Annotated in this window: 17 protein-coding genes and 1 pseudogene; 9 read left to right on the top strand and 9 right to left on the bottom strand. The window is 33.4% G+C overall.

Annotated features, from left to right (window positions below):
- The first annotated feature begins 8 nt into the window (after positions 1 to 8).
- On the top strand, positions 9 to 467 hold the full coding sequence (locus F6464_RS03920; RefSeq protein WP_151106509.1) for an Lrp/AsnC family transcriptional regulator: 459 nt from the start codon (positions 9 to 11) through the stop codon (positions 465 to 467).
- A gap of 60 nt (positions 468 to 527) precedes the next feature.
- Here F6464_RS03920 and F6464_RS03915 read toward each other — a convergent pair whose 3' ends face one another.
- Positions 528 to 1,922, bottom strand: coding sequence for a trypsin-like peptidase domain-containing protein (locus tag F6464_RS03915; RefSeq protein ID WP_151106508.1), 1,395 nt, complete (start codon positions 1,920 to 1,922; stop codon positions 528 to 530).
- Between the two features lie 132 nt (positions 1,923 to 2,054).
- Between F6464_RS03915 and dapF the strand changes: the two genes are divergently transcribed.
- From dapF to F6464_RS03890, 5 genes are all read left to right on the top strand, one after another.
- On the top strand, positions 2,055 to 2,858 hold the full coding sequence (gene dapF / locus F6464_RS03910) for a diaminopimelate epimerase (protein WP_151106507.1): 804 nt from the start codon (positions 2,055 to 2,057) through the stop codon (positions 2,856 to 2,858).
- Positions 2,852 to 3,382 (top strand): GNAT family N-acetyltransferase, encoded by a 531-nt coding sequence (locus tag F6464_RS03905; protein ID WP_151106506.1) that lies wholly within the window; start codon positions 2,852 to 2,854, stop codon positions 3,380 to 3,382. The genes dapF and F6464_RS03905 overlap by 7 nt, the downstream gene beginning before the upstream one ends.
- Positions 3,383 to 3,393: 11 nt before the next feature.
- Positions 3,394 to 4,437: an endolytic transglycosylase MltG gene (gene mltG, locus F6464_RS03900; RefSeq protein WP_151106505.1), complete on the top strand. Its 1,044-nt coding sequence runs from the start codon at positions 3,394 to 3,396 to the stop codon at positions 4,435 to 4,437.
- Positions 4,438 to 5,346: a DUF2279 domain-containing protein gene (locus F6464_RS03895; protein WP_151106504.1), complete on the top strand. Its 909-nt coding sequence runs from the start codon at positions 4,438 to 4,440 to the stop codon at positions 5,344 to 5,346.
- Between the two features lie 97 nt (positions 5,347 to 5,443).
- The gene (locus F6464_RS03890; RefSeq protein ID WP_151106503.1) at positions 5,444 to 6,079 is read left to right on the top strand and encodes a peptidoglycan-binding protein LysM; all 636 of its coding nucleotides are present in this window, start codon (positions 5,444 to 5,446) and stop codon (positions 6,077 to 6,079) included.
- A 45-nt stretch (positions 6,080 to 6,124) separates the two neighbouring features.
- On the opposite strand, the gene F6464_RS14625 is transcribed toward F6464_RS03890, so the two are convergent.
- The 3 genes and pseudogenes from F6464_RS14625 to dnaA all read right to left on the bottom strand — a co-directional run bounded on the left by F6464_RS14625 (position 6,125) and on the right by dnaA (position 8,752).
- Positions 6,125 to 6,781, bottom strand: a complete 657-nt coding sequence (locus F6464_RS14625; RefSeq protein WP_225318038.1) for an SAM-dependent methyltransferase — start codon at positions 6,779 to 6,781, stop codon at positions 6,125 to 6,127.
- 123 nt (positions 6,782 to 6,904) lie between these two features.
- Positions 6,905 to 7,306 (bottom strand): annotated as a pseudogene (locus F6464_RS14620) (low molecular weight protein-tyrosine-phosphatase); the annotation flags it as partial.
- 18 nt (positions 7,307 to 7,324) lie between these two features.
- Complete coding sequence (gene dnaA / locus F6464_RS03880; RefSeq protein ID WP_151106501.1) at positions 7,325 to 8,752, bottom strand: chromosomal replication initiator protein DnaA; 1,428 nt, start codon at positions 8,750 to 8,752, stop codon at positions 7,325 to 7,327.
- A gap of 199 nt (positions 8,753 to 8,951) precedes the next feature.
- On the opposite strand from dnaA, the gene F6464_RS03875 reads away from it, so the two are divergent.
- A complete protein-coding gene (locus F6464_RS03875) occupies positions 8,952 to 9,359 on the top strand; it encodes an acyl-CoA thioesterase (protein ID WP_151106500.1) in 408 nt (135 codons plus the stop codon).
- A 6-nt stretch (positions 9,360 to 9,365) separates the two neighbouring features.
- On the opposite strand, the gene F6464_RS03870 is transcribed toward F6464_RS03875, so the two are convergent.
- From F6464_RS03870 to ribD, 3 genes are read right to left on the bottom strand one after another with little or no spacing between them, the layout of a single operon-like run.
- The gene (locus F6464_RS03870; RefSeq protein WP_151106499.1) at positions 9,366 to 9,977 is read right to left on the bottom strand and encodes an IMPACT family protein; all 612 of its coding nucleotides are present in this window, start codon (positions 9,975 to 9,977) and stop codon (positions 9,366 to 9,368) included.
- 6 nt (positions 9,978 to 9,983) lie between these two features.
- Positions 9,984 to 10,586, bottom strand: coding sequence for an HAD family hydrolase (locus tag F6464_RS03865; RefSeq protein WP_151106498.1), 603 nt, complete (start codon positions 10,584 to 10,586; stop codon positions 9,984 to 9,986).
- Positions 10,579 to 11,586, bottom strand: coding sequence for a bifunctional diaminohydroxyphosphoribosylaminopyrimidine deaminase/5-amino-6-(5-phosphoribosylamino)uracil reductase RibD (gene ribD / locus F6464_RS03860; protein ID WP_151106497.1), 1,008 nt, complete (start codon positions 11,584 to 11,586; stop codon positions 10,579 to 10,581). Before ribD ends, F6464_RS03865 begins: the two co-directional genes overlap by 8 nt.
- Before the next feature lie 153 nt (positions 11,587 to 11,739).
- Between ribD and prmC the strand changes: the two genes are divergently transcribed.
- Positions 11,740 to 12,645, top strand: coding sequence for a peptide chain release factor N(5)-glutamine methyltransferase (prmC, locus tag F6464_RS03855; protein WP_151106496.1), 906 nt, complete (start codon positions 11,740 to 11,742; stop codon positions 12,643 to 12,645).
- A 15-nt stretch (positions 12,646 to 12,660) separates the two neighbouring features.
- Here prmC and F6464_RS03850 read toward each other — a convergent pair whose 3' ends face one another.
- Positions 12,661 to 13,905 carry an ABC transporter permease gene (locus tag F6464_RS03850; RefSeq protein WP_225318028.1) on the bottom strand — a complete coding sequence of 415 codons (1,245 nt, stop codon included), beginning with the start codon at positions 13,903 to 13,905 and terminating at the stop codon, positions 12,661 to 12,663.
- A 171-nt stretch (positions 13,906 to 14,076) separates the two neighbouring features.
- Here F6464_RS03850 and hisS point away from each other — a divergent pair, with 171 nt between their 5' ends.
- Positions 14,077 to 15,453, top strand: coding sequence for a histidine--tRNA ligase (hisS, locus tag F6464_RS03845; RefSeq protein WP_151106495.1), 1,377 nt, complete (start codon positions 14,077 to 14,079; stop codon positions 15,451 to 15,453).
- Between the two features lie 80 nt (positions 15,454 to 15,533).
- Here the strand turns inward: hisS and F6464_RS03840 are convergent.
- Positions 15,534 to 22,543 (bottom strand): choice-of-anchor D domain-containing protein (locus F6464_RS03840; protein ID WP_151106494.1); only part of this gene is annotated, 7,010 nt, incomplete at its 5' end.

The following is a 22,543-nucleotide window of genomic DNA, read 5'->3' as shown; positions in this document are numbered from 1 at the left end:
TTTTAATTATGAATATTGACGAAACTGACAAAAAAATCTTACGCCTTTTACAGGAAAATGCTCATTTTACTTTAAAAGATATATCCAATCAAATTAATCTTTCGCTCACTCCTGTGCACGATAGAGTAAAGCGATTGGAAAAAGATGGGATTATTGAAAAATATGTTTCTATTTTAAATAAAAAAAAGTTAGGAATGCACCTTACGGTTTATTGTCAAATAACTTTAATTAAGCAAACCATTGACATTTCAGAGGCATTCAATCAAGCTATTCTAAATTTACCGGAAGTCGTAGAATGTAATTTTGTGTCCGGAAATTTTGATTACATGCTAAAAATTGTTCTTCCAGATATGGAAAGCTATCATAATTTTCATCAAAAAAAACTTTCTGTTTTATCCGAAGTTTCATTAATAAATAGTTTTTTTATAATATCGGAAGTAAAGGGAACAACAGTTTTGCCGATTTAATGTATAAAAAAAAGCCATCTTTATATTGATGGCCTTTCAAAATATAATAAGTTAGATGATTTATAAAATTAATCGGATGATTTGTCCATTTGCCGTCATCATTTCTATTTGAACAGTTTCTTTTTCGTCAATGTTTGAAAAGATTTTCGAAGCCGATTCAATGTCTGTAATTTTAGTATTGCCAATGCTTAAAATAATTCCGCCTTTTAAATCATTTGCATAAACATTTAAGCGCTCATTATTAAGTTCTTTTATTTTTACACCATAATCTACTCTGAACTTTTTCTTGTCAGCAGCAGTAATATTTTCTAGTTCAAGGCCTTTAAATTCTGTACTAGACACACTAATTTTTGATAGAGTTACAGTAGTCGTCATCGTTTTTTCTTTTCGAATAAAAGTAACTAGTACCTTGTCGTCAGGTCTTTTTGTATTAACGTAACCAGATAACTCCGCAAAGGTAGAAATATTCTGATTGTCTAATTTAATAATGATGTCTCCAGTTTGCAAACCTGCTTTTTCTGCCCCAGAATTTTTAGTTGTTTTTTTAATGTAAAAACCTAGTGTTTCCTTAATGCCTAATTCTTTTGAAGCAGAGCCATTCAATTCAGATCCTTCAACTCCAAGTATTCCTCTTTGAACATTGCCAAACTCCATAATATCCTGAATAATTTTTCGAGTAATATTAGAAGGAACGGCAAAGGAATACCCTACATAAGAGCCGGTTTGGGAAGAAATCATGGTGTTTATACCTATTAATTCACCATGAGTATTGACCAATGCACCACCACTATTGCCTGGATTTACAGCAGCATCCGTTTGAATAAAAGATTGAATACCGTTAGTGTCTAAATTTCTTGCTTTTGCGGAAACAATTCCGGCAGTAACAGTTGAGGTCAAATTATAGGGATTTCCAACAGCCAAAACCCATTCACCCACTTTTACATTATCAGAATCGGCAAAAACAGAATACGGTAATTTTTCATTAGTATCAATTTTTAGAACAGCTATATCCATTTTAATATCAGTTCCTATCAATTTTGCTTTATACGTTTTTTTATTATTCAACGTAATTTCTATATCTGAAGCATCTTTAACCACATGATTATTAGTAACAATATAGCCATCTTCAGAAATAATTACTCCCGAACCAGTTCCTACTTGCTCTTGTTGTTGCTGGCCACCACCAAAACCGTAGAAAAATTCCAACATAGGATTCGTTGTTGTTCTGTAGGAAACATTTTTTACGTGAACTACCGTATGAACGGTTTTATCTGCAGCTTCAGTAAAATCAATGGCTTCGGCACCCAGACCAACATTTCTAGAATAATTTTCAGGTGCAACGGTTACAATTGATTTTGAATGTATTAAATCGCTATCAAATAATAATTTGTAGGCCCCAAGAGTAGTTGCTCCGCTTAATAAAGAAACTAAAAATAAATTGCCAAATCTTTTCATTGTAAATCGTTTTTAAGTTATTTTAAAGTAAAATTAAAAAAATATTTTTTTTACAAATCGAGTTTAACGCACGTTTAACAATGATTAACTTTTAATTAATAGTTGTACTTTTGTGTTATTACAATTTTAAAAATGCAAATAGAATTTTACAAATACCAAGGAACAGGAAATGATTTCGTGATGATTGACAATCGCACTAATTTTTTCCCAAAAGACAATATCAAATTAATTGAACAGTTATGCGATCGTCGTTTTGGAATAGGAGCTGACGGATTAATTCTTTTAGAAAACGATTCGATTGCTTCGAATCTCGCAAATGCTACTGATTTCAAAATGGTCTATTACAATTCCGATGGTAATCAAAGTTCGATGTGTGGCAATGGTGGCAGATGTTTAGTTGCTTTCGCCAAAAAATTAAATATTATTGAAAATCAAACTGTTTTTATCGCTACAGATGGTTTGCATCACGCAACCATCTCTGATAATGGAATCGTTTCGCTTCAAATGAAATCAGTAGATGCTGTAAAAACAACACCCGAATATGTTTTTCTAGATACTGGCTCGCCTCACCACATTCAATTAGTTGAAGATTTAGAACACTTTAATGTAAAAGAAGTTGGAGCAAAAATTCGTTACAGCGAGTTGTATGGTAAAGCAGGAAGTAACATAAATTTTGTCAAACAAATTTCTGAAAACACATTTGCTCTAAGAACCTATGAAAGAGGTGTGGAAGATGAAACGCTATCCTGCGGAACTGGTGCTACAGCAGCTGCAATTGCTATGAATAGTTTAGGAAAAACCAATTCCAATGTGATTCAACTTCATGTTCAAGGTGGTGAATTACAAGTTTCATTTGATAAAACCGATGGAAAGTTCAACAATGTTTTTCTTAAAGGGCCCGCCGAATTTGTTTTTAAAGGAACGATTAAATGGTAACTCTAAGAGGTCAAAATATTTATTTGCGTGCACTCGAACCTGATGATTTGGAGTTCGTTTATTCAATAGAAAACGATGAGTCCATTTGGGAAGTAAGCAATACACAAACCCCTTACAGCCGATTTTTGATTCGTCAGTATTTAGAAAATGCGCATCAAGACATTTATGAAGCCAAGCAACTTCGATTAGCAATATGCAAAAATCAAGATTTCTCCGCAATAGGTTTAATAGATTTATTTGATTTTGATCCTAAAAATAATAGAGCAGGAGTTGGTATTCTTATAAAAGATTCAAAAAATAGAAATTCTGGAATTGGCTCTGAAGCATTAGATTTGTTAATTCATTATGCTTTCTCAAAATTAAATGTACATCAATTATATGCTAATATAGATATAGAAAACGAGGTTAGTTTAACACTTTTTACTAATTTTGGTTTTCAGAACATTGGAATCAAAAAACAATGGAACTTGGTTAACGGTCAATACAAAGACGAAGCTTTGTTTCAATTAATTAATCCATCCTAAATTTACCTATTTTGAATTTAAAAAAAATTATTACTATATTCTCAGTACTTCTAATTACGGGTTTGATTGTTTATGGATATATTTTGTATCGAGATATATTTGGTGCCAATACAAAGTTTAGTGAAAATGAAGTTTATATATATATTCCAACGGATTCAGATTATGAAGCAGTAAAAAAAATAGTTACTCCTTATATAGATAATATGAGTCGATTTGAAATGGTAGCTAATAAAAAATCATATCCAGATAGAGCCGAAAAAGCAGGTCGATTTATACTTAAAAAAGGAATGAACAGTAATGAAATTGTAAATGCGTTACGTATAAATATTCCTGTTAATTTGGCTTTTAACAATCAAGAACGATTAGAGAATTTTGCAGGACGTATTGGTTCTCAAATTGAAGCCGACAGTTTGAGTTTATTAACAGCATTTAAAGATAAAAAGTTTTTAGAAGAAAACGGATTTACAGAAGAGAATGTATTAAGCATGTTTGTGCCTAATTCCTATGAGTTTTTCTGGAACACTAATGCAAACAAGTTTCGAGATAAAATGTCCAAGGAATATCGTAAATTTTGGACAGATGCTAGATTAGAAAAGGCAAAACTGCTAAATCTAACTCCTATTCAAGTTTCTATATTAGCATCGATAGTGCACAAAGAAACCGTAAAAAGAGACGAAAGACCAAAAGTGGCGGGAGTTTATTTGAATAGATTGCAAAGAGGTATAAAATTAGAAGCTGATCCAACGGTCATTTATGCTGTTAAATTAAAATCAGGCGACTTTAATCAAGTTATCAAAAGAGTTTTGTATAAAGATTTAGAAACAGATTCGCCTTATAATACCTATAAATATGAAGGGTTGCCTCCAGGTCCAATAGCTATGCCAGATATCACCGCTTTAGAAGCAGTGTTAAATCCTGAAAAACATAATTATATTTATTTCTGTGCCAGTGTCACTAACTTTGGGTATCATGAATTTGCGGTAACTACTGCTCAACATGAAGTAAACCGTCAGAAATACGTGGCTTGGGTTAATCAGCAAGGTATAAAAAGATAAATTTTGAAATATAAAACACATATTTATTTAATTCTATTTGTTTTTATATTTTCTTCTTCTGTTTTCTCTCAAATATTAAAGCCAAACGATACTTTAAATACTAAAAGGAGAAATGCAGTTATAATTACAGAAGCGGCTCTTTCTACAGGAGTTTTAATAGGATTGCATCAACTTTGGTATGCAGACTATCCAAAATCAGATTTTCATTTCATAAATGACAATTCCGAATGGCTTCAAATGGATAAGGCGGGTCATGTATTTTCAGCCTATCAATTAGGCCGATTTAGTAAAGAGGCATTACAATGGAGTGGTGTATGTAGAAAAAATCAATTGCTATATGGGTCAACTTTTGGATTTGTATTTCTTTCAGCAGTTGAGGTTATGGATGGGTATTCGTCTAACTGGGGAGCTTCAGTTGGAGATATTGTTGCTAATGCATCAGGAACTGCCATTTATGTTTCGCAAGAGTTGTTGTGGAAAGAGCAGCGTATCGTTCCAAAATTTTCCTTTCATACCACTCCTTATGCACCAGTTCGGCCAAATGTTTTAGGAAATGCTTTAAGCGAACAAATTTTAAAGGACTATAATGGGCAAACGTATTGGTTGTCAGTTAACTTACATTCTTTTTTGAAAGATTCCAAAGTTCCTAAATGGTTCAATATAGCTATTGGATATGGAGCAGAAGGAATGATTACAGGAAATGATGCCTTTATAAACACTATTTTTCTCCCAGAATCAAAAAGATACCGCCAATTTTACTTCAGTTTCGATGCCGATTTGACTAAAATTCCCACAAAATCTCATCTGTTAAAAACTTTTTTTTCAATATTTAATTCTGTCAAAATTCCAACTCCAACGTTTGAAATCAATGGTAAAGGAAATTTGAGATTTCACTATTTTTACTTTTAGAAAACTTTAACTGATTGATTTTCAGTTTTGTATTTTTTGTCGTACATTTGCACTGTAGAAATTTCTTGAAGTGACAGGTTAAGAAGAAAAACAAAACATGATAAAAAAATGGTTTTTTTACACAAGTTTGATTGTAATAATTGCTTATTTAAGTTCTGGTTTTAAACCCTTCGAATTACAAAATCATAATTGGTTTCAGGCAAATAATAATGATGAATTATCATACTTATTTCCTTCAAAAGAACAAAAAGATTATCCTAATTTAAATGTCCCTTTTACTGCAAAGTTTTTTATAGGTTTTAAAGAAGCTGTTGCTTTTAGAGAATCACAAGGGAAATACAAAAAAATAAATACCTTAGGCTATATGGGGAAGTACCAATTTGGTTTAGAGACACTTAAAACCATTGGAATTGAAGATAGCCTATCCTTTCTAAACAGTCCAAAATTACAAGAAAAAGCATTTGTAGCTCTACTATCCAAAAACAAATGGGAATTGGAAGACGAAATCGAAAAATTTTCGGGAAAAATTATAAGTGGCGTTAAAGTTACTGAATCTGGTATTTTAGCAGCAGCTCATTTAGGTGGTGCTGGTTCTGTAAAGCGATTTCTAAATTCTAACGGTGCTAAAAAATGTAAAGACAATTATGGTACTTCTGTAAAAACTTACATGAGAGAATTTGGTGGTTATGAAACATCAGGAATAATAGCCGATAATAATGCAAAAGTAAGATAGCAAAATATTTACTCATTAAGAAATCCTGCTTTGTCAGGATTTTTTTTATGATTTATGAATAATAAAAATAGTAGGTCTATTGTGCAAATCGATAGTTGCTTTTTTCCAATCGGAAATGCGCATCGTTTTAATGTATTCGGTTGGTAACGTAATATCTGCTGCTACGCATAAATGAGTACTAGGGTGTAATGCTTGCAAAATATCATCCAACATTTTGTTGTTTCTAAAAGGTGTTTCTATAAAAATTTGCGATTGATTTTTGTCCTGAGATAATTTCTCTAAATTTTTTATAACTGTTTTTTTCTCTGACTTATCAATAGGAAGATAGCCGTTAAAAGCAAAATTTTGACCGTTCATTCCTGATGCCATCAAGGCCAAAAGAATGGACGACGGACCTACTAATGGTATCACTTGAATATTTTTTTCATGTGCTAATTTCACGATTACAGCTCCTGGATCTGCAATTCCTGGGCAACCCGCTTCTGACATTAATCCAATATTTTTGCCCTCTAAACACGGTTGAATCATTTTATTGTGTTCAGAAACTTCGGTATGTTTGTTTAACGCACTTAACTTCAAAGAAGCTTGAACTTTCTCAGGATGTATGCTTTTTATAAATTTACGAGCTGTTTTTTCGTTTTCAACAATGTAAGTATCAATCAAATCAATAGCTCTTTTTACTGTTTGAGGTAAAACATCCATAGGGTCACTCTCACCAAGAGTTGTAGGGATTAAATAAAGTTTTCCGCGAGTAGCAGTATTTTTGGCTGGTGTCGTTTTACTATGTTTAGTAAGTAATTTTTCGGCAATTATTTCACATGATTTATCTAACATGGCAAAAACAGAATCAAATCCATTTTGTAATCCATAATAAGGGTCAGGAACATCAACATTTTCTCCCGGAAAAAGTTCATTTAAAATAAGTTGAACTTTGCTTTTTTGTTCTTCGTTTTTAGCTAAGGCAAGTACATCATTGTAATTGGAATTATCCATTACATAAATATAATCAAAAGTATCCAAGTCAGAACTTTTAAAATGTCTGCCTTTCTGTAGAGAAATATCGAGTTTATTTTTTTTGGCAACAGCAATAGCTCTATCATCGGGTTGTTTTCCAACATGCCAATTCCCTGTTCCCGCAGAATCTACAAAAAACAAATCTTTTGGGAGTTTAGAGGTTAATATTGCTTCCGCCATAGGAGAACGGCAAATATTACCTAAACATACCATTAAAATTTTAACGGACATTTATAGTGTTAATTTTTTATTGATGTCTTCAACAAATTTTTTAAATTGCTTGTCAGTAGAAACTAAATTATCTACTGTTTTGCAAGCGTGTAGTACTGTTGCATGGTCGCGATCTCCAATTTGAGAACCAATATTTGCCAAAGAAGCTTTAGTAAATTTTTTTGCAAAAAACATTGCAAGTTGTCTTGCTTGTACAACGTGACGTTTTCTAGTTTTAGATTGTAAGGTTTCTAAATCCAATTGAAAATAATCAGAAACAATTTTTTGAATATAATCTATAGAAATTTCTCTCTTTACATTTTTAACAAATTTCTCTACAACATGTTTGGCTAAATCTAAAGTAACTTCTTTTTTGTTGAAAGACGATTGTGCTATTAATGAGATAATGGCACCTTCTAATTCTCTAACATTCGTTTTGATATTTCTGGCAACATATTCTATAATTTCGTCAGGCATTTCTACACCATCTCTATATAAAATATTTTTTAAGATCGAAATTCTAGTTTCATAATCGGGCTGATGCAATTCTGCGGATAACCCCCATTTAAAACGAGAGAGCAAACGTTGCTCTATGTCTTGCATATCAACAGGTGCTTTGTCGGAAGTTAAGATTACCTGTTTTCCGTTTTGATGTAAATAGTTGAATATGTGAAAAAACACATCTTGAGTTCCTGATTTTCCTGATAAAAACTGCACATCATCTATAATTAAAACATCAATTAACTGATAGAAATGTATAAAATCATTTCGATTGTTTTTCTTTACAGAATCGATGTATTGTTGTGTGAAAATTTCCGCTGAAATATATAAAACGGTTTTTTCAGGGTATTTATCTTTTATTTCTACGCCAATAGCATGTGCTAAATGGGTTTTTCCTAAACCAACTCCACCAAAAATTAATAACGGATTAAATGAAGTTCCTCCTGGCTTATTGGCTACAGCCATTCCTGCGGAACGTGCAAGTCTGTTAGAATCGCCTTCAAGAAAATTATCAAAACTATAATTGGCATTTAGTTGAGATTCAATTTTTAAATTTCTAATTCCTGGAATAACAAACGGGTTTTTTAATTCAGGGCTTAGGTTTTTAAAAGGAGCATCTACTTCTTGAGTCTTCATAGAGCTTCTGTGTGCGCTTGGTAATTGCTCCATAAAAGGTTGCTTATTACCATAAGTATTTTCCATTTTAATTTTATACAATAGTTTAGCGTTTTTACCAAGTTCTTTGGTTAAGGCTACTTTTAACAATTTTACGTAATGTTCTTCAAGCCATTCGTAGAAAAATTTGCTAGGAACTTGAATATATAAAGCATTATCGGTTAGCTCAACAGACTTAATCGGCTCGAACCAAGTTTTATAAGCTTGGTCTTGGATATTGTCTTTTATAAATGATAGACAATTTTCCCATACTGATTGCGCAGTTTTGCTCATATTTTTTGTTAGATTTGTATTTTTATTAAAGGTTATCTTACAAAGAAATAAGTGTTGTTTTTATCTCTTTTTCGGGGTAACAAATATGTGAACAAAAATCGTTAAAAAAAAATTAAAAGCACATTGATTTTTCAAAAATATTGTTGTAAGGCGATTTTTTTCACAGGCTTAAATATACAATAATTTTATTAAAAACAAGATGAAAGAGCATCAAATTGAAGTACGGGTTCGTTATTCAGAAACAGATCAAATGGGAGTTGTTTATCACGGTAATTACATTCCTTATTTTGAAATAGGTAGAGTGGAATGGCTTAGAAACAAAGGGATTTCCTACAAAAGCCTAGAAGAAAGCGGTATTGCTTTACCAATAGTTTCTATGACTATAAATTACAAAAAGTCAGCACGTTATGATGACCTATTAATAGTAAGAACTAAGTTCAAAAAACACAGTTCTGTAAAGATAGAATTTGATTGTGAAATTTGGAGTGAACAAAATGAGTTATTAACAACAGCCGCTTTTATTTTAGTATTTGTAAACTTAAAAACAGGTCGTCCAACTACACCTCCAGATGCTATAAAATTACTTTTAGATGAAATGCAGGAATAAATATTTTTATTCTTTCTCTTTTATATTAATTTCAAACATAGAATTAAAGGCTTCAAATAGTATTTCGGCATTTTTTTTTCGCGTTGCAATTTCAATTTCACAACCTAATTCCATTTTTTGATAAATAATAGCTGCATTTTTCTCTTTTATTACCCTCATAACTTTATTGATGTTTTTATATTCAAATGAAATAATATAATGCACATCTATTGTTTTTTCGATTATTGTTGCAGATTCTAAAGTTAACTGAGCAGCAGTTTTGTATGCTGGAACTAATCCGCCAACACCTAATTTTGTTCCGCCAAAATATCTTACTATAACTACCAAAATATTGGTTAAACCAAACGAATGAATTTGTCCATAAATAGGAATTCCTGCACTATTGCTAGGTTCACCATCGTCATTTACTCTATAATGTACTAGTGTAGATCCAGTTTGAAAAGCATAACAAAAATGAACCGCATTAAAATGTTTTTTTCTTAAAGGCTCAATTAATGTTTTAATTTCATTTTCGCAAGTTATCGGAAAAGCATAGCCAAAAAATTTGCTGTTTTTTTCTTTAAAAAGTATTACTTCTGATGGCGTTGCAATGGTTTTATAACTGTCTGTAGTGTTCAAAATGTTTTAAAATACTTCTTTTTCAAATAAATCAACCACATCTTCTTGACCCACTTGTAAATTCCAAACCTGAATACCTAAAGCTTTTGCCGAATCAGTATTTGCTTTTTTATCATCAATAAATAGAGTATTTCTTGCAGTTAAATCATTTTGTTTTAAAACATAAGTATAAATAGCTTCATCTGGTTTTCTCATTCCCATTTCGAAGGAAAAATAAACTCTTTCAAAACATTGATAAAAATCTTTAGTAAAAGAAGGTCCATATTTGTTTTCAAAAAAATCAATGTGAATTGAATCAGTATTAGATAATAAAAAAAGTCGGTATTTGCCAGTCAACATTTGTAAAAATTCTAGTCGATACAAAGGGAATTCACCCAATATTGTATTCCAAGCACTTTTTATTTCATCAAATGAAGCATTTGGAATAAAGGTTTGAAAACTCTGTATAAATTCTTTTTCGGTAATTTTTCCTTTTTCGAACAAATCGTTTTTTACTAATAATGCATCGTCTAAGGATAATAAACCTAATTTTTTGAATTCATTATTACATGAATCTTTATTGAGATTGATAAATATATCTCCAAAATCGAAAATAATAGCATTAATCATAATTTTTAAAAATTAAAAGTTCATCATCTAAAATGAATTGTCTTTCTATCCATTTTGATTTTAAAATTGGTGCTTTTGTACCGTTTTCTAAAAACAAATTTCCTTTAAAAACTCTGGCTTCATCCCAAAGATTTTCATCAATAAAAGTTTGTAACGTTTTTTTTCCTCCTTCAATTAATACTGATTGAATATTTCGTTCAAATAAAATGGCACTAATCTGACAAGCAATAGTTGCACTAAAATCGATTTCTGTTGATGAAAAAATAATTGTTTCTACTTGATTATCAAAGATATAACTTTCTTTTGGAATTCTATTGTTTTGGTCTAAAACAATTCGAATAGGATTTTTACCAACCCAATCTCTTACATTCAATCTCGGATTATCATCTACTACTGTTTGCGTTCCTACTAGAATTGCTTGTTCTTCACTGCGCCATTTGTGAACCAATTGCCGTGAAATTTCATTGGTAATCCAAACTGGTTTTTGTTCTGATTTTTCTTTTGGAGCAATATAGCCATCTTGACTTTCTGCCCATTTTAAAATAATATAAGGACGTTTTTTCTCATGAAAAGTAAAAAACCTTTTGTTCGATTCCTTGCACTCTTTTTCAAGAATTCCAACAATAACGTTTTTACCAGATTCGATTAATGTTTTAATTCCGTTTCCAGCTACTTTCGCGTTTGGATCAACAGTTCCTATGACTATATTAGGTATTTTATGTTCTATAATTAAATTACAACAAGGTGGCGTTTTTCCAAAATGGCTGCATGGTTCCAGACTCACATAAATAGTTGCTTTTTTAAGTAAAGATTTATCTTTTACTGCTTGAATAGCATTTACTTCTGCATGAGCACCTCCGTATGCCGATGTATAACCTTCGCCAATAATTTTGTCTTCATATACAATAACCGCACCAACCGAAGGGTTTGGCAAAGCAGCAGGCAACCCCTTTTTGGCAATTTCTAAACACCGTTTGATGTATTTTTCCTCTATCTTCACATTACAAAAATAAGATTTACTTTTATATGGAATTGCATTAATTGAACATAAATACGGGAAAACACTTTTCTTATCTGATTTCTATAAAAGTGATAAAAAAAAGTTGGGATTGAATACCTTTGCTTTTTACTTAAAAATATCAATTTACTATTCATGCAAATTAAAGAATACAGAAGTTATTTTATTCAGGAACTTTCTTCCATTTATGATGAAGGTGAAGTGGAGAGTTTTTTCTATTTGATTTTAGAAGATAAGCATAAACTTAAAAGAATAGATTTGGCTTTGCAAAATGATTTGGGTTTTTCAGAATATGAAATTCAAAATTGGAACACTATTGTCGAGCAACTCAAGCAAGAAATTCCTATTCAATATATATTAGGTAAAACAAATTTTTATGGTTTGGATTTCAAAGTCAATGAAAATGTCTTAATTCCTAGGCCTGAAACAGAAGAATTAGTCGATTGGATTATTGAAAGTCAAAAGTTTGAAGATAGAAGTCAGAAGTCGGAAGTGATAGGCGAAGATTCGAAAGCTTTAGATATTGGAACCGGAAGCGGTTGTATTGCAATTTCTTTGGCTAAACACCTTCAAAACTTTCAAGTTTTTGCTATTGATATTTCCGAAAAGGCATTAGAATTAGCTGAAAAAAATGTCAAAAAAAACAATGTTTTAATACATTTCATTAAAACGGATATTCTTAAATGTAACGACCTCGATGAACTTCCAACAACCAACAACCAAATTCCCATTAAATATGACATAATAGTTTCTAATCCACCGTATGTGCGTAATCTTGAAAAAGCAGAAATAAAGAAAAATGTATTAGATAACGAGCCTCATTTGGCCTTGTTTATTGACGATAACGATGCTCTTATTTTTTATAGAAAGATAGCACAATTAGCTAAAATAAATCTCGCAAAAAACGGGCGGTTGTATTTTGAAATTAATCAATATTTAGGAAAAGAAACTGTCGATTTATTAGCAAAAATGAATTTCAAAAATATAGAATTAAGGAAAGATATTTATGGAAACGATAGAATGATTCGATGTGAAATATAATAATTTCTGTATAAACTATTCATATCTCAAAGCCTCAATTGGGTCAAGTCGAGAAGCTTTTAATGCGGGATAAGAACCTGAAGCAACTGCTACAACAAATGTGGTTAAAAAAGCTGCAGTAATTGCCTGCCATGGGATGACAAATATAAATGTCATAGCAGATGCAATTCCGTAACCCGCTAGTATTCCTAAAATTATTCCTAGTAATCCGCCAAATTGTCCAATAACCAATGTTTCCATAAAAAACTGTAAAGCTATTGTACCTCGTTTTGCGCCAAGTGCTTTTCTAATGCCTATTTCACGTGTTCTTTCGGTTACCGAAACCAGCATGATATTCATTAGTGCAATAGAAGAACCAAAAATAGTAATGATTCCGATTACCCATGCTGAAACACCTAAGTATTGAGTGATGCTCAAGATGCGATTAATTAAATCATCACTTCTAGATATTCCAAAATTATTGTCTTTTATTGGACTCAGTTTACGAACTCTCCGCATCGTATTATTGGCTTCATCAGTTGCATTATCTAATAATTCTTTTTTATCAACCATAACACTTAAAGTATAGTTTATGTCAGGTGCTGTAAATAGTGATCGGGCTACTTGTATCGGAATTAAAACTCTTAAATCTTGACTGTTTCCAAAAGTGGAACCTTTTTCTTTCAATAAACCTATAACCTTAAACTTAGCGCCTCGTATGGATAAAATTTGATTGATAGGATTAACATCTTTAAAAAGTTGTTTTACAAAATCAGATCCTATAACACAGGAATAAGTATTGTTTGCAATGTCAAAAGTGGTAAAATTTCTTCCTTTTGTCGTTTCTAAACCCGAGTTTAAAAGAAAATATTCATCGACACCTAAAACGGTAATTTCTGGGTCGGTTTTTTTAGTTTCCGATTTCACTTCGGCATTAGAAGTAGCTGTAAAAGAAAGCGAAGTATGTGTTAAAGGATAATCGTATTTTTGTTTAAAAGCTACGGCTTCTGTATAACTAATAATAGGATTGTCTATTTTGGCTTTGTTATGACGACCAATTCTTTCAGAAAAATCATATTGATTAATGGTAAAAGTGTTTGATCCCATCGAAGCAAAATCGCTAGAAACCGTGTTTTCTAATGCGGCGACAACTGTTAAAATGCATACCAAAGCGGTAATGCCAATAGCGATGATTAAAACCGTAAGAATGGTGCGTAACAATTGCGTTTTTATAGAGCTTAGTGCAATTCGGACATTTTCTTTAAATAAGTTCAGCATCATATCAATTTGACACGAAATTACAATTTTTGTTACAAGTTTGATTTGGAAGCCATGTTATTTATTTTAAAAATAAGATATTTGCAAAGCGAATTAAAGATTCAGGATTTTCGATTTGGGATTTACCCAGCAATTAAATCCTCAATCCTCAATCTAAAATCCTAAATTTAAAAAATGGCATCAAAACCAAGCATTCCTAAAGGTACTAGAGATTTTTCACCGGCTGAGGTGGCAAAACGCCAATATATTATTTCAATCATAAAAAGCAATTTCGAAAAATTCGGGTTTCAACCGATAGAAACACCTTCATTCGAAAACTCCGAAACCTTGATGGGGAAATATGGAGAAGAAGGCGATCGATTGATTTTTAAAATATTGAATTCTGGGGATTTTTTGGATAAGATATCTTTAGAAGAACTACAAACTATAAATTACAAACCATTAACTTCTAAAATCTCCGAAAAAGCACTTCGTTACGACCTAACCGTGCCATTTGCAAGATACGTAGTGCAACATCAAAACGAAATTGAGTTTCCTTTTAAAAGGTACCAAATACAACCAGTTTGGCGTGCTGATCGTCCTCAGAAAGGACGCTTTAGAGAGTTTTATCAATGCGATGCCGATGTGGTAGGGTCTAAATCATTATGGCAAGAAGTAGAGTTGGTGCAATTATACGATGCTGTTTTTACTGCATTGGGTTTAAAAGGCGTTACCATAAAAATCAATAACCGAAAAATTCTTTCAGGAATAGCTGAAGTGATTGGCGCATCGGATAAATTAATTGATTTTACAGTAGCTTTAGACAAACTCGACAAAATAGGTGAGGACGGTGTAAAAAAAGAAATGATAGAAAAAGGAATTTCGGAAAATGCTATCGAGAAAGTGCAACCGCTTTTTAATTTTACTGGAAGTGTTTCTGATAAAATAAACCAACTTTCAATCTTATTGACTTCATCAGAACAAGGAATGAAAGGAGTTTCCGAGTTGCAGTTTATTTGTGATAACGTGTCAAAATTAGGACTAAATAAATCAATTTTAGATTTAGATGTGACTTTAGCTCGTGGGTTAAATTATTATACGGGTGCTATTTTTGAAGTTGCTCCGCCCGAAGGAGTAGCTATGGGCTCTATTGGTGGAGGCGGAAGATATGATGATTTGACAGGTATTTTTGGTTTGAAAGACATGAGTGGAGTAGGGATTTCTTTTGGATTGGATAGAATTTATTTAGTTTTAGAAGAATTGAATCTATTTCCTGAAACGGTACTTGCAACATCAAAAGCATTGTTTATAAATTATGGCGAAAAAGAAGCTTTTTATGCCATGCAAGCCATTACTAAATTAAGAGCTGCTAATATAAAAGTCGAATTGTATCCAGACACCGTAAAAGTCGGTAAGCAGTTTATGCATGCTGATAAAAGACAAATTCCTTATGCAGTTATTGTTGGTGAAACAGAAATGAATGAGGGAAAATTTGCATTAAAGAATTTGGTTTCTGGAGAACAAATTTTAGTTGGTTTTGATGAATTGAAAAATATACTATCAATCAATTAGCATTCATAAGTTGCTATAAATTAAAAAAAGCTTCTCAAAAATGAGAAGCTTTTTTACTTTCTTTGGGGAAAAAAGGGCATTTATCTGATGATAACTTTTTTACTGATATCACCATTTGTGGTTTGTACTTTTACAATGTACGTTCCTGAGCTCACATTGGTTACAGGAATTTTAATTTTAGTTTGTTCTTGATTTTTTACATTCCATTTATTAATAGACTGACCAAGAATGTTATATAAAGTAACCGATTGAACAGTTTCGTTTAAAAGGCTATTTTTTATATTAATCGTATTGTCATTGTTGGCAAATACTACTTTCACAGCTTCTTTCAAGTTAAAGTTGTTTACAGCTAGTGTTGCGTTTTTGAATCTTAAAGAGAATCTATCAGATAGTGTTCCGGCAGGTAAATTAATTTCTAAATCTTTTTCTTTAATGTCGTGGTATAACATCGTTACATTGTCATATATGTAAATACTAGAATTTTCATCGAAATTTTCAGTTTGATTAAGAACAAATTTTGCTTTTCCTTCAACAGCAGTTTTTACACCAAGAGGGAAAGTACTAGCAGAATCAAAATAAGTATCACCTTGAATAACTAATCTAGTTTTGTTGTTTAAGAAGTACATGTCACTAGCTTGCGTATCCAATTGTATAGCATCATATCCAGGGTCTACGGCACTAGTAGCATTTTCGTTCATGAAACCTAATAACAACTCTCTGCGATTGTTATCAGGAGAGATATAACTCAATCGTATTTTAGTAAATTCATTGTCTTGAGGAATAGCATCTTGTCTGTTGTCGAACTCTTTTTGAACGACAGGACTTGTACTAGTATTAGCATTGTGTCTAAAAAGCACATTAGAATTTACTGCATCGTCTTCTTTTATAAATAATCGTTGACTGTTGTTAAAATTAATAGTTCCACCTGATGCACTTCCGTTTACAAAGAATCCTTGTCCAACAGGGATATATCTGCCAGGTATTCTAGTACTAGAACCTAAACCACTAATACCAGCTGGTGATACAGGAGTAGTGCCTCCAACAAGATTTCTTGTTGCATACCCCCCTTGATAGGCTGCAAGATTGTGAGATACGTTTGTGCTAAAATGTTCCCAGAAATACAATGTTCCAGTAGTTGAACTAAGATTAGCAGTTATAAACGCATTTGCATCTAAAGCTGAAGGGTAAGGGTTACCACTTAAATTAGAATTATTGGCAGCAATAGGACTAGATATAGCTCCGCTGTTAGGCTTGCCAATAAAAGTATAGTTTTGAGTAGCACTTGCAGCACCACTACCTTTTAAAGTAAAACCTTGACCAGCAAATAGCGTTCCTGTTTGTAAAATTTTAGCCCAATTGGCATAAATAGGACTTACGTTTTGAAATTTAAATATCCAGTAGTTACTTAAAGTTATTGGTGTAGTTGGTGCACCATTATAACCAGTAGTCCAAGTAAAGTTTTTAATATTTGCAGGGTCAGTTCCGTCTTTCATGACACTATCTACAGTATAGGAATTGTTATTGCTAGTTGTACTTATTCCTCCAACAGGAGATGACCAATAATTGTAATTGAAATTACTAGATTGCCCTTGTTGGTCTCTCTCTATAGAACCTGCACTAGTAACATCTAAATCACTGTTTGTGGTTTGTATCAATTGTGATCTCCCTTGTAAATCTATCTTACCATCTAATTTTAAATACCAATCGTTTTGTATTTTAGTATTGTTATTCATTACGATAGTAACACCAGAGTTTACAAACATACCCAAATCGGTGTTGTTAGCAGTCTCAGTAATATTATGGTTTACCTGGATTATTGAATAATCAAAATCTACAACATCTAAACCTCTGATATCTTTTGTTATGTCATTAACAGCTGTTGCAAATGTCCCAGTTCTTACAGTTGTAAATGGCATTGGAGCTTGTTGCACATTAATTACTTTATGGTTAAAGATTTTCATTCCAGTTACTAAATCTATTGATGTGGTAGTTAAGTCATCAATAATGTCATCTTTATAAACGTCCATTCTATAGTATCGTAATAAGTTGGTAAATGGTAAAGTACCTATAACTGCATCACCTACATTTTTAGGAACTATAGCTCCTCTTACTTGTGACGCTGTATTTTGAATTTCTTGATATACCATTCGTTGTACTTGTATGTCTGTAAGTGCTAGGTTAAAAACCCTTACTTCATCAATTTTACCTCTGAAGAAGTTAGAACTTGCGCTTGGATTTTTTCCTAAAGTTAAAATGTTGGAAGGTATATTGCCAGTAGCTACAGTGCTATTTACCATTAGTCCATTTAGGAATAATTTTACTGTAGACCCGTCATACACAGCAGCAACATGATACCATTGTGATCTGTTTAGTGTTGTGGTATTAAAAGCCACGGTTGTCCCGTTAACTACTGCTTCTAAATTTCTTGCACTTGTAACTCTCAATAGGAAATTAGGTGTCCCCATAACAACTCCAGTTGAAGAAAATGCAGGGTTTAAATCTATCCAAGCCATTATAGATGCATTTGGTAATATACCTAGAGCAGTAGCATCTTGTGCATAATCATTTCTTCCGTCAAAATCTAAGAAGAGTTTTCTGTTTAAATCTCTTGGAGAACCTATAGTTGCATCATTAGTATCGAAAGTATCGGTAATGCCATCGCGATCAGCATCACCAGGACTGTCAATTCTTCCGTCTCCATTAGCATCATTACTTCCGTATAAACCTGTTTGAATATCATTAATACCGTCATCATTTGAGTCTAGTTGCAAATAATCAGGAATACCGTTGCCATCACTATCTTGTGCATAAGCTCTTGTAGTTGTTCCAAAAACAGTAGAGTTATCGTAAAGATTTAATAGGCCATCTCCTTCAGAGTCTAATCCATCACCTTTACCATCGCCTGTAATGTCTCCATCACCATTTAATAAGTTTGCTTCATCGACATCAAATAAAGTGTCATTATCACTATCAAGGTCTAAATGATTAGGTACGCCATCACCATCAGTATCAGGAATTATGTACGTGCCAGCATTAATCATAGTGTCAATATAATCATTAATACCATTAGCATTAGTGTCTTTCCAAGTAGCAATGTTAGTTTTGTCCATAGTTGATTTACCATTACTATATGCTTTAAAGCCAGCTTCTTCAATATCAGGAATACCATCATTCTCGTCATCTACATCAACAATGTCTGCGACTCCGTCTAAATCTGAGTCGATACAGTTTTGGTTGATGATGATTTGTATGTCATCTACAAAATTACCATAGGATAATCCTCCTGTAGAAGAAATTGCAGTAAATGCTAAAACGATTTGAGTTTGGCCAATAGGAATGCTGAAAGTGCCTGAATAAGAACCCCATGCAGTATTCCCGTCAGTCATGGTTGCAACTGTTGCTATAGTTGCCAAAGTAGGACCAAATCTAACCGCTGCGACATCTGTACCTGATCTTCCTCTGTGTTTAAGTGCCCAGTTGATAGTTCCACCAGCACCGTTCAAACAAAACGTTTGGTAAAGATTTCCTGCGACATTAGCGTTTAGTTCAGCAAATTGATTCCCAGCAGCAGCAGGTACTCCACCAAATCCCTTACTCCATATTTCAATAAAGTTTTCTGCACTGTTTGCCCATCCAGTAACGTTAACTGACGGTTCAATACTATAAGTTGAAGTTCCTATAACAGGAGCTTCAAAGCTTCCGTTTACAAATGGGTCACTAAGACAGGCGCCACATTCTACAGTATCTATAATACCATCGTTATCATCATCTTGATCAATGTTGTTTTCTATGCCGTCACCATCATTATCTAGTAATCCTGTACCTTGAATTACAAAAGTATAAGGGTTTTCGTCACTGTCGTCATTTGCTATATTAATCTGAGCAAGTCTTGTAAATACTCCGCTTGGATTAAAAGTTACCGAAAATGTTGTCCCCGCTCCCGCTCCAATTGTAAGTGTGCTAGGATTTGTAGTTATGCTAAATTCAGATGCGTTTGTGCCTGTGATAGTTGGATTAGCTATTGTTAAAGGAAGTGAGCCAGTATTTACAATAGTAAAAGTTCGGGTAACAGTAGCTAAATTTATATCTGCAGGGCCAAAATCAGAGCCAGTAGTAATTGAGGCCGTAGGAGTATTGTTAGGAATTGATACGCTGTTTCCTAATAGATCAATTTCTCTTACAGTTCCTGTTCCTTGAAGATTAAAATCGTAAGGACTTTCATTACTGTCATTATTTAAAATACTAATTGTTGCCAATCTTGTTCCAAGTGCCGTAGGAGTAAATTTGACTACAAATGAGGTGCTACTAAAAGCTCCAACAGTAGCACTTGGTGATGTAGTAATAGTAAATTCAGAAGCATTTGTACCTGTAAAAGTTATGGCTCCAACTGTTAATGGCATGTTTCCATTATTGAAAATAGTGAATGTTCTTGTTGCTGCCACTGAACTGAAATCAGTCCAATTAGTCGTAATTGGTGCTGGAACTGAACTATCAGGTATTGAAGTTGCATTTCCTTGAATATCAATTTCAGGGATTATTCCAAATCCTTGAATTGCAAAAGTATATGAGTTTTCAGTACTATCGTTATTCGCGATACTAATAGTTGCTGTCCTAGTATTAATTGCACTTGGGGCAAATGTTACTACAAAAGTAGTACTACTATTTGCCGCAATTGCTGCTGCTGGAGGCGTGGTAACAGTAAAATCGGAGGCGTTCGTTCCGCCAATTGTTATAGCACCGATAGTTAATGGTATATTTCCGATATTACGGATAGTGTAGGTTCTAGTTCCAACAACAGAACTAAAGTCAGTCCAGTTTGCAGTTGAAGGAGTAATGCTGCCGCTTACAATTGAAGTAGCATTACCTTGAATGTCTATTTCTTGCTCGATACCAGTACCTTGTATATCATAAGTATATAAACTTTCGTCAGTATCATTATTTGCAATAGAAATTGTTGCTGTTCTTACACCAATAGCTGTTGGGGCAAAAGTTACTACAAAAGTAGTGCTAGAACCTATTGCTACTATACTACTTGGATCAGTTGTAACTGAAAATTCACTAGCATTAACTCCAGAAATTGTAATTGTTCCAACTGTTAGTAAAGCATTACCAAGATTACGTATTGCAAAAGTTCTAGTGGTGTTTGAAGTTCCAAAATCTGTCCCATTTGTTACTGAAGGTGATACCTCACCGCTTATTATTGTAGTTGTATTTCCTTGAACCTCTATTTCAGGATAATTCACAGTTGCAGTAACAGCAGTTCTTAGTGAAGAAGTACAAGGCCCATTAACAGCTTCAACATAAAAAGTTGTGGTTGATGATATTGTTGGGGTAATAAAGCTTGTCCCTGATCCTAATAATGTACCTCCAGTTAAAGCATCATACCAATTTATAGTTGTATGTGAAGCAGTTGCACCCAATAATACAGTTCCTATTCCAGTTCTTGAACCAGTTGTTGTGCCAGTAATTGTAGGAACGACATTTACAGTGATGGTTCCTAATGCTATCACAGAGCCACAACCACCCGTTAATGTAACGGTGTAGTTAAAAGTTCCTGATGCTGTAGGCGTTCCGCTTATGGTAACAACGTCAGAAGCCCAAGATCCAGTCACACCAGCAGGTAAACCAGTAACTGTAGCTCCAGTAGCACCAGTTGTTGCTAAAGTGATACCTGATATTGCGGTATTAATACAAGCTGTTCTGTTAATTCCTGCTTCAATTGTATTTACAGGTGTAACTGTTATAATACCTGTTGTTGATACAGAACAACCGCCAGTAGTTGTAACAGTATAGTTAAATGTTCCAGATGCTGAAGGCGTTCCGCTTATGGTAACAACGTTAGAAGCCCAAGTTCCAGTCACACCAGCAGGAAGCCCGCTAAATGTAGCTCCAGTAGCACCAGTTGTTGCTAAAGTAATACTTGATATTGCGGTATTAATACAAGCTGTTCTGTTAATTCCTGCTGCAATTGTATTTGAAGGTGTAACTGTAATTGTTCCAGTAGTTGTTGCTGGAGTACAACCACCAGTGGTTGTAGCGGTGTAGTTAAATGTTCCAGATGCCGTAGGCGTTCCGCTTATGGTAACAACATTAGAAGCCCAAGTTCCAGTCACACCAGCAGGAAGCCCGCTAAATGTAGCTCCAGTAGCACCAGTTGTTGCTAAAGTAATGCTTGATATTGTGGTATTAATGCAAGCTGTTCTGTTAATTCCTGCTGCAATTGTATTTAAAGGTGTAACTGTAATTGTTCCAGTAGTAGTTGCTGGAGTACAACCACCAGTAGTTGTAACGGTATAGTTAAATGTTCCAGATGCAGAAGGCGTTCCGCTTATGGTAACAACATTAGAAGCCCAAGTTCCAGTCACACCAGCAGGAAGTCCGCTAAATGTAGCTCCAGTAGCATCAGTTGTTGCTAAAGTAATGCTTGATATTGCGGTATTAATACAAGTTGCTCTGTTAATTCCTGCTGCAATTGTATTTAAAGGTGTAACTGTAATTGTTCCAGTAGTTGTTGCTGGAGTACAACCGCCAGTAGTTGTAACAGTATAGTTAAATATTCCAGATGCTGTAGGCGTTCCGCTTATGGTAACAACATTAGAAGCCCAAGTTCCAGTCATCCCAGCAGGAAGTCCGCTAAATGTAGCTCCAGTAGCACCAGTTGTTGCTAAAGTAATGCTTGATATTGCAGTATTAATACAAGTTGTTCTGTTAATTCCTGCTACAATTGTATTTAAAGGGGTAACTGTAATTGTTCCAGTAGTTGTCGCTGGAGTACAACCACCAGTGGTTGTAACGGTGTAGTTAAATGTTCCAGATGCTGTAGGCGTTCCGCTTATGGTAACAACATTAGAAGCCCAAGTTCCAGTCACCCCAGCAGGAAGTCCGCTAAATGTAGCCCCAGTAGCCCCTGATGTTGCTAAAGTAATGCTTGATATTGCTGTATTAATACAAGTTGTTCTGTTAATTCCTGCTGCAATTGTATTTAAAGGGGTAACTGTAATTGTTCCAGTAGTTGTCGCTGGAGTACAACCACCAGTGGTTGTAACGGTGTAGTTAAATGTTCCAGATGCTGTAGGCGTTCCGCTTATGG

Source organism: Flavobacterium luteum, from assembly GCF_008806775.1.
In the GTDB taxonomy this organism is placed as follows: domain Bacteria; phylum Bacteroidota; class Bacteroidia; order Flavobacteriales; family Flavobacteriaceae; genus Flavobacterium; species Flavobacterium luteum.
Note: the sequence above shows the minus strand (reverse complement) of the source record. Positions and strands in the feature narration are given on the sequence as shown.

Bases quoted from the DNA above. Each gene is read 5' to 3' on its own strand.
- F6464_RS03920 (WP_151106509.1), top strand. From the start codon at position 9: ATGAATATTGACGAAACTGACAAAAAAATCTTACGCCTTTTACAGGAA.
- F6464_RS03915 (WP_151106508.1), bottom strand. From the start codon at position 1,922: ATGAAAAGATTTGGCAATTTATTTTTAGTTTCTTTATTAAGCGGAGCA.
- dapF (WP_151106507.1), top strand. From the start codon at position 2,055: ATGCAAATAGAATTTTACAAATACCAAGGAACAGGAAATGATTTCGTG.
- F6464_RS03905 (WP_151106506.1), top strand. From the start codon at position 2,852: ATGGTAACTCTAAGAGGTCAAAATATTTATTTGCGTGCACTCGAACCT.
- F6464_RS03890 (WP_151106503.1), top strand. From the start codon at position 5,444: ATGATAAAAAAATGGTTTTTTTACACAAGTTTGATTGTAATAATTGCT.
- F6464_RS14625 (WP_225318038.1), bottom strand. From the start codon at position 6,781: ATGGATGTTTTACCTCAAACAGTAAAAAGAGCTATTGATTTGATTGAT.
- dnaA (WP_151106501.1), bottom strand. From the start codon at position 8,752: ATGAGCAAAACTGCGCAATCAGTATGGGAAAATTGTCTATCATTTATA.
- F6464_RS03875 (WP_151106500.1), top strand. From the start codon at position 8,952: ATGAAAGAGCATCAAATTGAAGTACGGGTTCGTTATTCAGAAACAGAT.
- F6464_RS03865 (WP_151106498.1), bottom strand. From the start codon at position 10,586: ATGATTAATGCTATTATTTTCGATTTTGGAGATATATTTATCAATCTC.
- prmC (WP_151106496.1), top strand. From the start codon at position 11,740: ATGCAAATTAAAGAATACAGAAGTTATTTTATTCAGGAACTTTCTTCC.
- F6464_RS03850 (WP_225318028.1), bottom strand. From the start codon at position 13,905: ATGATGCTGAACTTATTTAAAGAAAATGTCCGAATTGCACTAAGCTCT.
- hisS (WP_151106495.1), top strand. From the start codon at position 14,077: ATGGCATCAAAACCAAGCATTCCTAAAGGTACTAGAGATTTTTCACCG.